At 69.1% G+C, this 13222-nt stretch carries 13 protein-coding genes; 6 read left to right on the plus strand and 7 right to left on the minus strand.

Annotated features, from left to right (window positions below; translation table 11 throughout):
• The first annotated feature begins 152 nt into the window (after positions 1 to 152).
• The 4 genes from RN729_RS06900 (at position 153) to RN729_RS06915 (ending at position 3258) form a co-directional block, all read left to right on the plus strand.
• Positions 153 to 668, plus strand: a complete 516-nt coding sequence (locus RN729_RS06900) for a sigma-70 family RNA polymerase sigma factor (protein WP_310783046.1) — start codon at positions 153 to 155, stop codon at positions 666 to 668.
• Complete coding sequence (locus tag RN729_RS06905) at positions 665 to 1306, plus strand: isoamylase early set domain-containing protein (protein ID WP_310783048.1); 642 nt, start codon at positions 665 to 667, stop codon at positions 1304 to 1306. Before RN729_RS06900 ends, RN729_RS06905 begins: the two co-directional genes overlap by 4 nt.
• A 16-nt stretch (positions 1307 to 1322) precedes the next feature.
• A complete protein-coding gene (locus RN729_RS06910) occupies positions 1323 to 2060 on the plus strand; it encodes a hypothetical protein (RefSeq protein WP_310783050.1) in 738 nt (245 codons plus the stop codon).
• 130 nt (positions 2061 to 2190) lie between these two features.
• A complete protein-coding gene (locus RN729_RS06915) occupies positions 2191 to 3258 on the plus strand; it encodes a beta-ketoacyl-ACP synthase 3 (protein WP_310783052.1) in 1068 nt (355 codons plus the stop codon).
• A gap of 39 nt (positions 3259 to 3297) precedes the next feature.
• On the opposite strand, the gene glp is transcribed toward RN729_RS06915, so the two are convergent.
• Together glp and RN729_RS06925 are read right to left on the minus strand one after the other, a co-directional pair.
• Positions 3298 to 4548, minus strand: coding sequence for a gephyrin-like molybdotransferase Glp (gene glp / locus RN729_RS06920; RefSeq protein ID WP_310783054.1), 1251 nt, complete (start codon positions 4546 to 4548; stop codon positions 3298 to 3300).
• A gap of 32 nt (positions 4549 to 4580) precedes the next feature.
• The gene (locus tag RN729_RS06925) at positions 4581 to 5303 is read right to left on the minus strand and encodes a hypothetical protein (protein WP_310783056.1); all 723 of its coding nucleotides are present in this window, start codon (positions 5301 to 5303) and stop codon (positions 4581 to 4583) included.
• Positions 5304 to 5505: 202 nt separating this feature from the next.
• Between RN729_RS06925 and RN729_RS06930 the strand changes: the two genes are divergently transcribed.
• Positions 5506 to 6210 carry a hypothetical protein gene (locus RN729_RS06930; protein ID WP_310783058.1) on the plus strand — a complete coding sequence of 235 codons (705 nt, stop codon included), beginning with the start codon at positions 5506 to 5508 and terminating at the stop codon, positions 6208 to 6210.
• Positions 6211 to 6259: 49 nt separating this feature from the next.
• On the opposite strand, the gene RN729_RS06935 is transcribed toward RN729_RS06930, so the two are convergent.
• The 5 genes from RN729_RS06935 to RN729_RS06955 all read right to left on the minus strand — a co-directional run bounded on the left by RN729_RS06935 (position 6260) and on the right by RN729_RS06955 (position 10999).
• Positions 6260 to 7867: a tetratricopeptide repeat protein gene (locus RN729_RS06935; protein WP_310783060.1), complete on the minus strand. Its 1608-nt coding sequence runs from the start codon at positions 7865 to 7867 to the stop codon at positions 6260 to 6262.
• Between the two features lie 123 nt (positions 7868 to 7990).
• Positions 7991 to 8404 (minus strand): DUF3224 domain-containing protein, encoded by a 414-nt coding sequence (locus tag RN729_RS06940; RefSeq protein ID WP_310783062.1) that lies wholly within the window; start codon positions 8402 to 8404, stop codon positions 7991 to 7993.
• A 43-nt stretch (positions 8405 to 8447) separates the two neighbouring features.
• The gene (locus tag RN729_RS06945) at positions 8448 to 9812 is read right to left on the minus strand and encodes an aminotransferase class I/II-fold pyridoxal phosphate-dependent enzyme (protein ID WP_310783064.1); all 1365 of its coding nucleotides are present in this window, start codon (positions 9810 to 9812) and stop codon (positions 8448 to 8450) included.
• Between the two features lie 121 nt (positions 9813 to 9933).
• Positions 9934 to 10503 carry a tetratricopeptide repeat protein gene (locus RN729_RS06950; RefSeq protein WP_310783066.1) on the minus strand — a complete coding sequence of 190 codons (570 nt, stop codon included), beginning with the start codon at positions 10501 to 10503 and terminating at the stop codon, positions 9934 to 9936.
• 4 nt (positions 10504 to 10507) lie between these two features.
• Positions 10508 to 10999: a nuclear transport factor 2 family protein gene (locus tag RN729_RS06955; protein ID WP_310783068.1), complete on the minus strand. Its 492-nt coding sequence runs from the start codon at positions 10997 to 10999 to the stop codon at positions 10508 to 10510.
• A gap of 101 nt (positions 11000 to 11100) precedes the next feature.
• On the opposite strand from RN729_RS06955, the gene RN729_RS06960 reads away from it, so the two are divergent.
• Positions 11101 to 13222: hypothetical protein (locus RN729_RS06960; protein ID WP_310783070.1), on the plus strand; the 2122-nt coding region annotated here is incomplete at its 3' end.

Consider the following 13222-nt stretch of genomic DNA (forward strand, 5'->3'; position numbering starts at 1 on the left):
CACCGTTCCGCTAAGTTGCGAAGAGGGTTGCGGGCCGGTGGCGGGTCGAGTGACCGCAAAGCCGTAGAGGTCGTCTTATTCACGAAGAGAAGATCTTTCGGATCGGGCCGGAGGGTCGGGTTCCGGACGATGAACCGAGCGACGCGGATGTCGTGACCGCCGTAATCGAAGGCGATCGCGAGGCGTACGGTGTTCTCGTGCGCCGGTACAAGGACGTGCTGTACCGCTACGCGGAGCGCATGACCGGGCGCGCGGACGACGCCGCGGATATCGTGCAGCGCACGTTCATTCGCGGCTTTCGGAGCCTCGACCGCTGCCGTGATCGGGAACGGGTGGGAGGCTGGTTGTTTCGGATCGCCGTCAACCTGTGCAAGGATCAGTTGAAGGGGCGGGCACGGCGGGAGGTGTCGCTGGAGGCGGCCGGCCCGCTGACGGCGACGCGGGGTCTTCCCGAGGCGCGCGCCGAACGGACGGAAATACGGGAACAGATATACCGGGCCTTGCAGTCGCTGAGCGAAGAGCAGCGTGAAGCTTTCGTCCTCAAGCACGTCGAGGGCTGGTCGTACGAAGAGATGGCCGAGAGACTTGGAGCGTCGGTGTCCGCGTTGAAGATGCGCGTACATCGGGCTCGGGATCAGTTACAGGTGCTGTTAGAGAACTACCGATGAACGACGATCTGAAGCTGTACCTGGATGGAGAAATCGACCGTTCGGAACTCTCGCGGGAGTTTCGCAGGGAAGCCGAGCGGTGGGATGCCCTCCTGTCGGACGTGCGGGATTCGGGGGTGCACGGAGCTCCGGTCGGACTCGAATCGAGGGTCATGGCCGAGGTTCGCCAGGAGCGGCGTCGGCCCTTGCCGAGTCTCGTGGACTGGTGGGTGCATCCCCGCTCCGTGCGCGTCCGGCCCTGGCTGGGACTCGCGGCGGCCGCCGTGCTTGCGACGTTCTTCCTCTTGCCGCGGGAGAACGTATACACCGAGCCGGCGGGGGCGGCGACGGCACTCGTGGGCGAAGAAGTCCACTACGTGCAGTTCCGTCTCGAGGCGCCCGGCGCGGCGTCGGTCCACGTTGCGGGCGACTTCAACGACTGGCAGCCGGAGGTCGCGCTGGCCGATCCCTACGGGACCGGCGTGTGGACCGGTCGTGTGAGGCTCCCGCCCGGCGTGCACAAGTACATGTTCCTCGTGGACGGCGAGACCTGGATCACGGATCCGCACGCGGAACGTTATGTGGAGGACGGTTACGGCAACCAGAATGCCGTGATCGCCATCACGGGCGGCGCGGGCGCCCGCTCGCTGGCTCCCTAGCCAGAGCAGGCAGCCCGTGGCAACAGCCCTGCGGCGCCGTTCTCCCGCGGCCGTATTCCTCGTCGCCAGCCTTCTCGCGCTCGGGCCGCCGCTCGCCGGTCAGGACGCGCGCGCGCGCTTCAGCCGTCATCTGGGCGCGGTCTACGCGGCGCGTACCCTTTCCGTCATAGAGGCGGGCGTCCAGGACGGTCTGCCCCGAGGTCTCCTGATCGACAAGGCCATGGAGGGCGTGGCGAAGGGGATGTCTCCGGAGGTCGTCCTCGCCGCCGTCGACACGTTCGCCGCGGAGCTGCGGGATGCGGCGTCCGTCGTCGGTCCGGGGGCCGCGCCGATCGCGCTCGAGAAAGCCGCGGATGCCCTTCGCCGCGGTGTCGGGCGCGAGCTCCTGATGCGGCTGGGACGTGACCGGGCCGATTTTCCTCTCCTGGTCGTCTCCCTCGAGGAGTTGCTGGACGCCGGCGTGGAACGGGGTTTGGCCGAAGATCTCCTGCGCTACGCGGTGGCCGAAGAGTTCGACAGCGATGCGGTCCTCCGACTGCCCGCCAGCGTGAAACTGCTCATTCGGGAGTGCGGCGATGGTCAACCCGACTCCTGCTGGTCGCAGGCGAGCATGAGGGAGTGCGCCCGCGTGATGCCGACGCGGCCGTGCCCGACTCGAACGCTTGCGGAGGCGGCCCGCTCGGCCGCGGCGCGGCTCCTGCTCGCCCGTTCCCCGCCTCCCCGCAGCCTGCGGACGTCTGCGACACCGGGCTAGCACCCTTCCCGGTCTCTGCCGTATACTCTCGGACTTTCCGGCGGCCGAGCCCGCCGACGCAGGGTTTTGCCATGGGCGCTGGCCCACGGATCTCACCCGCGGATCTCGCCCACGGATGATGGAGAGGGCCTTGGCAGCCAGAGTGACCGCGGCGGTCACGGGTACCGGGAGCTACCTGCCGCCGGACAGCATCGACAACTTCCAGCTTCTCGGCATGGGCACGCTGCGCGAGTCGTTCGACGTCGGGCAGGCGCGGTCCGCGCTCAGGGGTGTCGAGGGTGCCAACGGACTATCGGCCCCCGAGGTCTTCGATCAGTGGGCGTACCAGTTGACCGGCATCCGGTCGCGCCGGCGGATCCCGCCGGAGAGCGACCTGACGACCGAGGACATGTGTGCCCGGGCGGGGCTCGCCGCGCTGGAGGCGGCCGGACGCGAGCCGGACGAGATCGACCAGCTCTATGTCGCGACCGTGTCGCCGTCCGACGAAGTTCCGAACAGTGCCTGTACCGTGGCGACGAAGATCGGGAATCCACGATTGGGAGGATTCGCGATCAACGCGGCGTGCGCCGGCTTCGTGTACGGCGTGGGGGCGGCGTGGTCGGCGATCGTCAGCGGCATGGCGGAGCGGGTCCTGGTGGTTTCGGGCGACGCCCTCACGCGGCTCGTGGACTACACGGACGTGCGGACGGCCGTGCTCTTCGGCGACGGAGCCGGGGCGGTCGTGCTCGAGCGGAGCGAAACGGACCACGGGGTACTCGGCCCGATGGCGGCGTCCGGCTGGTTCGCTCGCGACCCGCTGTACCTCGTCGGGCAGAGCTGGCGGGACGATCGGGACCGGATCCCCATTCTCCACATGGAAGGCGGGCCGCGGATCGTCCGCAACGCGATCGTCAAGATGGCCGAAGTGGGCGATCAGGCGCTTCAAAAGGCGGGTCTCGACTGGTCCCACGTGGATTTTGTGATCCCTCACCAGGCGAACGCGCGAATCACGCAGGGCCTCGAGCAGAGGCTGGAACTCCCGAAAGGGCGCGTCGTCCACAACATCGTCGACTACGGCAACATGTCCGCCTCGACCGTCGCCGTGACGCTCGATGAGGTCGTCCGCGGAAAGCACGGACCCGTGCCGGACCCGGCCACGATCGTTCTCACCTCGATCGGCGGCGGCTACACGATGGCGGCGGCGGTCGTCCGCATCTGATTCGACGGGCCGTCTGACAGCCCGCGGCGGACCCGCGCGTCAAGCGGGACTCGCCCACTCCCTGAGCGGAATCACGTCAACGCGGTCCCCGGCGCCGATGGCGTCCGTCCCGACGGGGATCGCGAGGAGCCCGTCGGCCAGCATCGACCCCAGGTTGCCCGAACCCTGCGGACCGCTCAGGCGAGCCGTGAGGACGCCGGACTCGGCGGATCCGATGAGCACGCGCACGAACGAAAGCACGTCCCGGGGCCCGCGCAGGTCGTGTGCCGCGACGCACTGCAGCGGTCGCCGGCAGGGGCGCGCGAACCCCGCCATCTTGCGGATCGCCGGCCTTACGAGCGTTTCGTACGTGACGAGCGCCGAGGCCGGATTGCCCGGGACCCCCCAGAACGGCCGGCCGCCGAGCAGGCCGAAGACGGCGGCGCTGCCGGGGCGCATCCGCAGGCGCCAGAAGGAGCGCTCGAAGCCGAGTTCGTCGAGTACCTGCTTCACATAGTCGTGTTCGCCGACGCTCACGCCGGCCGCGGAGACGATCGCGTCGCAGGCTCCGGCCTGCGCGAGACAACGGTGCAGGTCGTCGGGGTCGTCCCGGGCGATGCCGAGCGGCACCGGTTCCGCCCCGGAATCCGCGATCTGGGCGGCCAGCGCGTGCCCGTTCGAGTTCATGATCTTCCGCCCGGCCCGCACCTCGTCGAATTCATCGAAATCCGCGAGTTCATCTCCGTTCGCAAGCACGCCGACGCGGGGTCGCCGGCCCACATCCACCTGGTCGAGGCCGGCCGACGCGAGCAGCGCCACCGCCGCCGCCCCAAGTTCCTCCCCGCGCTCCACCACCGTGTCGCCCGCCTTGACATCCTCCCCGAGGAAACGGATGTGCCGCTCCCCGTCGGCATCGTCGAATATGCTCACGTGCTTGTCCGGGCCTCCGTCCGTGTGCTCCACGCGGACGACGCCCGTGGCGCCCTCCGGCACCGGCGCCCCCGTCATCACGCGCGCCACGGAGCCGGGCTCCAGCGGCCCGCGCGGAAACGCGCCGGCCGGGATGTCGTCGGAGATCGGGAGAACCACGGGCCGTTCCGGGCTCGCGCCGCGAACCTCGTCGATTCGGACGGCGAATCCGTCCATGGCGCTGTTGTCCCAGGGCGGGTGGGGGGCGACGGCTTTCGCGTCGCGTGCGAGGGAGCGGCCGAGGGCGGCGGAGAGCGGGATCCGTACCGTCTCCAGCGGCGACACAGCGTCCAGCACGAGAGCGAGGGCTTCGTCGAAGGAGATCCAGTCCGCGTCGTTCATGTTTCACCGCCGAGGCGCTTCGCCACCGAAAGCTAGAAGTAGTACCAGATGGAGATGCTGAACTCCGGGTTGTGGCCCCACACGGAACCCTGCGGCGCCGGCGCTCCGGAGGCCTCGAACAGGTCCAGGGTGGTTCCGAAGAGGAATCCGTCCGGAGACGTCACGCGGACCAGGTAGTCGCGGGCCTCGAAACCGATCCCGATCGTCTCCGTCGGAAAGATCTCGAACCCCAGCCCCACAAAAATGTGCGGAGCGGTGGAGATGTCGTACCGGAAGGGTTCGAGCGCCTGGTCGGCGAGGAACTCGGAGGCGCCCTCGTCGACGCCGAACACGAAGCCGCCGCCGATGAGCCCGTAGGGGTGGATCCCGTTCCACGTCCGCGCTCCGGTGAGGCCGATTTGCGCGCCGAGGTCGGCCCGCAGCCAGCCCGCGGCGACGGTGTCGACGACCATCGGTCCAGCCGGGTCGAGGACGTCCAGCGTCCATCGGTCCGCCGCTCCGTATGTGGCCCCAAGCTCGAGAGAAAGGGGACTCGACGCCCGGACGCGCATTCTGGCGCCCGCCACGTTGGTGGGTCCCTGGGCGAACTCGAGCCGCCCCCGGTTCCCCGCGTGGTGGCCCCCGAAAAGGCCGACGCGGAAGCCCTTCTCGCGCCAGCGGAAGGGGGAGTCGATGCGTTCGGCCTGCGCCTCGAGCGTCGCCGGGGCTGCGGCGAGCAGGGCGAGTCCGACGACGAGGATCAGTCTGTTTGACACTGGGTTGACGCGGATTCCATATGTTGGATGAGTCGAATCTCGAACGGAAATGGCCCCAACTCGCGAGTTTCGCGACGGGGTCGCGGCGCGGGGAATGTAGGTGGAGGACCGGGTCCTAACCAGAAAAACGTCTCGTCGCGGTCGCCTGCGACACCGGCTTCTCCTGCCGGTCGTCCTGGCGTGTGCGTACGCGCCGCCCCCCGTGGCCGCGCAGCTGCGCGAAGTCGTCATCGACGGCGAGGTCTTCCGGAGGATGGCGGATGGCCGCCGGCTGGCCGAACTCGCGCTGCGCACGCCGGTTATCCTCAGGCGTACGGAAGGGATCTGGGCGGAGGTGGAGATCGAGGGTTGGGTCCCGTCCAGCTCGGTCGCGCCATCCACCCGCGAGGGCCACAACGGCGTCATCGCCAGCCGGGGAGGCGAACGTCTCAGATCCGGACCCGCCGGGTCCGTGACCGGACTGCTCCTCGAGGGCTTCCTCGTCGACCGGCTGGAGGAGCGGGGGGACTGGAGCCGCATTCGCCGCTCGGGCTGGGTACGCGAGGCCGCGCTCGGGGCGAGCGACGCCGCCGGTGGCGAAGCCGGCATCCTGGCCGGCGTCTCGGCCGCGGCGCTGAGCGCGAACCCGGATGACTATGCCGGCGCGACCCTCCAATGGACCGTCCGGTTTCTGTCGCTGGAACGGGCCGAACCGGAGCGGATCGACTTCTACGAGGGAGAGCCCTTCCTGCTCGCGCGGGCCCCTGACCCCGGGGACGGTCTGGTCTACATCGCCGTCCCTCCCGACCTGCTGGCCGCGGCCGAAAAACTCCGGCCCCTCCAGACCCTCGACGTGCTCGTGAAGGTCCGGACGGGCCGGTCGGCGCTACTGAGGGTCCCGATACTGGACCTGCTCGAACTCTACTGAGCCGATTCCGGTCCGGGACCCTCCGCGGGGCCGGGCGAGCGGAGAGCCGCTACCGGTTCCCCTGGTTCCCCTCGCTCTCGGCCTCGTTCAGGAAGGCCTCTGCCTCCATCAGGCCGGCGTGCGCAAGGCCGCTCCAGAGGTTGGCGACCTTCGCGTAGGCCTCGGCGGCGAGCACCGCGTCGCCGTTGGCGGCGTGCGCCCGGGCCAGGCCGAGGAGCGAACGCGGCCGGTTCGGCATTCGCAGCAGCGACGTCTCGAACTTCTCGACCGCCTTGTCGGGCATCCCGAGTTCGAGCAGCAGTTCACCGTAGAGTTCGTGGAGGGGCTTGACCGGGCTCGCGGAGCCGCGCGGCGGCGCCATGCTCATGACCTCCGCCTCGGCCTCGTCCATGAGACCGGTCGCCACGTCGGGATGGCCCATCGCGGCGTGCCGGAGCGCCCCGACCTGCTTGTGCATGACGTGCGTGTAGCCCTCGCCGTCCGACAGTTCCTTCAGGGCGGCCTCCGCCTCGGTCACGATCGCCTGGTCGCCCATGCGGTGGGCGCTGAGTCCCGTGGCGAGGAGTTCATGCGCCGGGGAGTCTTCGGTGACCGGCTGGGTCTCCCACTGCTCGGTCTCGACGATGTAGCGTGCCTTGAGGAGCGAGACCGCGTTCTGCGCCCGCGCGATGCCGGCCGCGCCCCGCGCCCCGCCCGTCGTCGCGAAGCCCTCGTTGTCGACCATGTCCGCGAGCCGATCCATCCACAGCCGCGCCTTCTCGTAGTCGCCGCGCTGGAGGTCGCCGTACTGCCCCCAGTCGAGCGAGTGCACCGCGTCGCCCACCGCGTCGCCGGGCTGCCACAGCTCCTGCGCCACGTCGTAGGCCGACTGGTTGTTGCCGGACACGCGTTCCCACATCCCGTGCTGGATGAAGATGTGCGTCGGCATGTGCCGTGCGTGGGAAACCGCCGGCGCGATGTCCGCGAACGCGTAGGCCGCGTCCAGCGCGAGCGGGGCCATGATCGGATTGTCAAAGGAATGGATCGTGTAGTGCGCCGCGCCCGGGTGCATCGGATTCGCGTTGAACAGCCGGAGCGCGATCGCCCCCGCCATCACGTTCCAGCGCTGGCTCAGATCGCGCGTCGCCGCGGTCGCCCCGAGCAGCGAGAGCGCGTAGAAAGCTGCGACCTCCGGGTCCTCCGGATAGGCCTCGTACAGGTCGCGCATCGCCTCCATGTATCCGACGCGCCGCTCCGTATGGTCGGCCTCGCCCCACAGGATCTCGACGGCCTTCAGGAAGCCCTTCTCCCGGTCCGTCGGCGCTTTGGCCATGCGTTCGGCCGGCGTCTCGCCCAGCCTTTGCAGCGCCTTTCTCGGATCCGTCGGGTCCATCTGGGAAACGAGCGGGTGGTTGTAGGCGAGCGACTCGCCCCAGTAGGCCATCGCGAAGTCCGGGTCCAGTTCCTGTGCCGCGTGGAACTGCTCCCGCGCCTGCTTCCAGCCGAAGCTGTGCAGGATCGCCACGCCCCGGAGGAAGCGCTCCTGCGCCTCGCCCGTCGCGGAGGTCGGGAAGGTGATCGATCCGACCTCGTCGAACTGAGCCTCGACCTGCGCGGGAACCGCCGACAGCATCGCGCCAAGGAGGAACGCCGGAAGCATCATGGACCATCTTTTCATCGTACTATCCCTCTCAGGAAAGAAACGCCGGCCTGTTTCGTCCGGTACTGCACTGAAGTCACGGTGTCAAAACCGGAAGCGGGCAGCAAGGCGTCATGCCGCGGCGCGGCGTCGCCCGCCGCCTCACGCGTCCGGGAGTTCGTAGTTGATCGTCAGCGTGTGCGCTCCGTCGCCGTCGACGGCGATCTCGACGGAACCCGTCAGTCCCTTCAGGTCGCCGGTCGCCGAACCCGGCACGATCTGTCCGCCCGTCTGTTCGCGGCCGCTCGCGCTCAGCCCCCAGTGCTGCATGACGAACGTCCCCTCCCGTCCGCCGAGCGCTCCCCGCACGACCTCGCGAGCGATGTAGCCCGCTCCAGCGGTGATATCCGCCACATCCGCCTGACACATGAGGAGCCGGGCCTCGCTCTCCGCCACGAGGTCCCCGCCGAACCGCTTCAGGACCGTGGCGTGCGAGAGGGTCGGCCCCCCGCCGCCGGACTCCGGTTCGCCCTGGTCCCAGCCAGTGACCTCGAAGGAGGCGACCGCGCGCGTCATGCCGGACTTCTCTGTGGCCTTCCCTGTTGCCGCCGGGCTCTCGCTAGAGCTCCGCCACGGCGGTGGACAGGTTGTCCAGGGCGCGCTTCACGAGCGTGCGCGAGGTCGCGATGTTCATCCGCATGTGCCTCTCGCCGCCGGTCCCGTAGCTGGGTCCGTTGTTGAGATAGATGCGCGCATTCTCGGCGAGCCAGCGCTGCAGGATGCTCTCCGGCGACACCGGATCCGCGGCCGTCCGGTTCTCGTGATCCGCCTTCCCCTGCGCATCGATGCGGTCCATCAACCCGCCCATGTCGAGCCACGCGAGAAAGGTGCCCTGCGCCTTCGTGTACTTCACGCCCGGCACGTTCTCGCGAATGTAGGACTCGGTGAGGTCGTGGTTGCCGTCGAGGTAGACGAGGAGCTGGTCGAGCCACTCATCGCCCTCGTTATTGGCGGCGCGGGCGGCGTACATGCCCAGCGTGCTGAGGTCCGCCCGCGTGTACTGGCGAAGGCGCGTCATGAAGGAGGGGTTGGTCGAGAAGTACCAGGCGACCTTGTTTGCCGCGAGGCTGAAGGTCTTGCTGTTGGATTTGAAGGTGACGCTGTTGTCGACGATCTTCGGATCGAGGCTGGCGAACGGCGTGTACTTCTGTCCCTTCGTCACGAAATCGCAGTGGATCTCGTCGGAGAGCACCGGCACGCGGTGCTCGAGACAGATCTCGCCCATGCGCGTCATGTCTTCCGCCGACCAGCAGTTTCCGGTCGGGTTCTGCGGGTTGCAGAGGATGAAGGCGTGGACCCGCTGCACGCGGCGCTCGAAGTCGTCCCAGTCGATCTCGTAGACGCCGTCGACGACCTTCATTTCACTGTCCTCGGCGACGTTCCGCGCGAAGCGCAGGTCCGAGTAGAAGCCGTTGTAGGTCGGCGTCGTCATGAGGACCCGGCTGCCCGGAGGCGCGAAGGTGTGCAGCCCCGCGATGATTCCGGGGTGGACGCCGCTCGTCCAGACGATGGTCGAGGGGTCGATGTCGAGGTCGTAGCGGCGCTGGTTCCAGGCCACGACGGCGTCCGTGAAGGAGCTGTCGCGGTGCTGGTAGCCCCAGTTCTCGTGTGCGGAGCGCTCGGCGATCGCCCGGGTGATGCACGGCGCCGCGCGGAAGTCCATGTCCGCGATCCCCATGCCGACCTCAAGATCCGGGCCGAACTGCTCGATGGCGCGGTCCCACTTGACGCAGTCGGTGCCGCGCCGGTCGTAGATTTCGTCGAAGTCGAATTCCTCGCCGGCGACGCCGAGCCCGGCCGGGGCGACATCGGTCGCGGCCACCTCGCTCGCAAGCGCCGAACGCGCGCCCACGGCGCCCAGGACGGCGGTGGCTCCCGTGCTCTTGAGAAACGCCCGACGATTCAGACCGTGATTCCGCAGCATTTGCACGCCCTCCTCGGAACTTTCCCTCGCGGCGGATCGACACCGCGCAGCCGATTCAGGGTGGTCGAAACGTTCGGTTCTGGCAAGACGGAGGGGCGTCGGGCGTCGCCCCCGGCGACTTTCAGCCGAGGCGTTCGAGGTGGGCCGTGCTCTCGGACACGCCGGCCTCGACGCCCGCCTCCCGGTACAGGCCGTGGGCCTCGAGCCACAGCTGGCGGGCCTGGTCGGGCTCGTCGAGCGCCTCGCACAGGATGGCCGCGGACCGCACGGCGTTGGCCGCATCGAGCGGCGGGGCGGCCGGATCCGCCCGGTACAGCGGCAGCGCCTCCGCGTAGCATCGGCCCGCCTTGTCGAGATCGCCCATCTCCCGGAGGACATCCCCCAGGTGGCGCACCGTGTGGGCGTGGACGAGCCGGTCGTCCCCGTGCCGGCAGAGCGGGACGGCTTCGAGGTAGAGGCGCATGGCCGCATCGAGCCGCCCCCTGTCCCGTTCGACATTCGCCTGTCCGTGAAGGGCGCGGGCGAGCGCGAGCGGATCCTCGCCGCGACGGGCGAGCGCGACGGCCGCTTTCATGTGCCGCATCGCCTCGTCCGGCCGGTCCTCCCGTCGCGCGGCCATCCCCCGCCGGATGAGCGACTCGACGGCGTCCCGGGGCCCAGTGCCGGTTTCCGGAGAAGTCCCGTCCGGCATGTGGCTACCCTCCGCGCGGAACCGGGGCCGAGGAATGGCCGCTCAGGATGCGCCACCCTCCGGTCTCGTGTGCCCAGATCATCGTCACGGCTCCGTCGAAACCGAAGGAGGACCCGTCGGCGCCCGTGATGGTGCTCTCGAAGCGGGCGCGGACCTGGGCGAGGCCCGGCGCCAGCGCCACGACATCCGTATCCCGGTACTCCGTCTCGATGCGCATCCCCGGAGGGAACGCTCCCAATGCGGCCCGGACATCCGCCGCGCTCCGATATTGGAGCACGCCGTTCTCATAGAAGCGGAAGTTCGGGGATTCGGAGTAGAAGTCGCCGGCGGCCTCCCAGTCCGCCGCCGTCCCGAGGTCTCGGAACTCCTGCATCGCCGCCGCCACGCTGTCGCGGATCGCCGCGGCGTGCGCCTCGGGCAACGGCGCGGCGTCGGCCCCGCACCCCAGGCCCACCCCTATCGTGAGGCACAAGCAGAACTTCGTTACGTTCGTCATATTCCTTCGATCACCATTCGGATCGATACGTTGACCTGTACGCGTAAACGACCTGTACGTGTAAACGGCGAAAGTTCGCAACCCGTTTCAGGAGTTCGATGATGAGGATCTTCCGCTGCCTTCCCGTCCTCTTCGCTCTGGCGTCGGCTGACGCCGCGCCTCCACCGCTGGCCGCTCAGGATGAGGAGAAGGCCGGACTCGATATCTCGCGGGGGTACATCCTGCCCGACGCGACGGTGCAGGATCTCTTCGCGACCGACCCCAACTACGCGACGCTGGACCAGGTCAGCCCGGATGGCGATCACTTTGTCGTGCCGCTCTCCACGGAGCTTTCGACGCTGGCCGAGGTGGGGGAGGAGACGCTGCGCCTCGGAATGCTGGAGATCCGGGCGCGCGCCGACCGTCCCTGGCACCTCGACATCTACGGTCTGTACGGTTTTCGATTCTACTCGCTGAGCGATCGCGCCTTTGTCGACGTAGACCTTCCCGAGGGGATCTACGTGAGCGACCTCATGTGGTCGCCGGACGGATCCCGGCTCGCCTTCCTCGCGCACCTCGAGGAGCGCACGGAGGCGTGGATCGCCGATACAGCCGACGGCAGCGTGACGCCGGCCGGCGACGTCCATGTGATCAGCTCCATCGGGACCTCGTCGCGGGGCCAGGGATCCGCGCCCTCGCGCATGCTGCAGTGGACGGCTTCAGGTTCTCTCCTCACGCTGGCGGCACCGGCGGACCGCGGATCCTCGCCGCCGGCTCCGGCGCTGCCGTCGGGGCCGACGATCCGCCACACGCGGGCGGAGGCGACGCCGACGCGCACGATGCCTTTCCTGCTGGAGGACGCGCACGGCGCGGACCTGTTCGAGCACTACACGCGCAGCCAGATCGTGGAACTGGCGCCCGGCCGGTCGCCCCGGCCGGTCGGCGAGCCGGGCATGTGGGAGTCGCTGTCGGTGAGTCCCGACGGACGTCATGTGATCGCCACCCGCCTCACGCGTCCCTTCTCCTATATCGCGAGCTACACCGGCTTCCCGCGCGTCACCGAGGTCATCGAAGTGGAGAGCGGCGACGTGCTCGCCACGCTGGAGGAGCGCGAACTGCGGGAGAGCGCGCGCGGCGGCGGATCGGACGGGGACCCGCGCGACTGGACGTGGCGTCCGGACGGGAGCGGGATCTCCTACCTGCAGCGCGCGGAGGCCGAGGAGGACACGGAGGCCGGGGAGGGCGCGGCGGGTGGGGACGAAGACCGTCCCGACCGGATCATGCTGCTGCGCGCGCCGTTCGATGGAGATGCGGAGGTCGTGGCGACGAGCGAGGACCGGATCTCGGACGTCGCCTACTCCGTGGACGGCCGCCACGCCTTCGCCGATGTGCGGCGGGATGGCGATGCCGCGCTCGTGCACTACGCGCTGGGGGGTGGCGACCCGGAGGGACACACCCTCGTTCCGTTCCACGATCCGGGAGACGCCGTCGCGTTGCCGGGCGACCTTCTCACGGCCCGAACCGGGAACGGCATCGAGTACGCCTGGGTGGCCTCCGGCGGGACGAGCGCCTACCTGCGCGGCGACGGGTGGAAGGAGGACTTCCGGCCCCAGCCCTTCGTCGACCGGCTGTCGATCCCCGACGGGGCCACGGAGCGCCTGTTCGAGGGGTCGCGGAACAGCTTCGACCAGCCGCTCGTCCCGCTCGACGCCGACCTGGAGCGCATGGTCGTGAGCCGGGAAGGGAAGAACACGTTCCCGGACAGCTACCTGTGGACCCGGGGCGGGGACATGGAGAACCTGACGCGGAACGTAGATCCGTTCCCGCAGCTCACCGCCGCGCGGCGCATCGACTTCGAGTTCACGCGCCGGGACGGGCTGGAGATCCAGGGGCGGGTGTCGCTCCCCGTCGATTACGTCGAAGGCACGCGGGTGCCGGCCGTCTTCTGGACCTATCCCCGCGAATACCGGAGCGAGGACGACTTCGACAACGCGACGATCCGCGCGCGCAACCACAATGCGTACACGAACCTGACCTGGCTGCGCTGGTCCGACATCTGGCTCACGCAGGGGTACGCGATCGTCTATCCCGACATCCCGATCGTGGGCGAGAACTACAACGACTACTACATCTCGAACATGGTCGACGGGATGTACGCCGCGATGCGGGCGGTCGACGCGCTCGGCGTCATCGACATGGACCGGATCGGGCACGGCGGCCACAGCTACGGCGCCTTCGCGACCG

Source organism: Candidatus Palauibacter polyketidifaciens, from assembly GCF_947581785.1.
In the GTDB taxonomy this organism is placed as follows: Bacteria; Gemmatimonadota; Gemmatimonadetes; order Palauibacterales; family Palauibacteraceae; genus Palauibacter; species Palauibacter polyketidifaciens.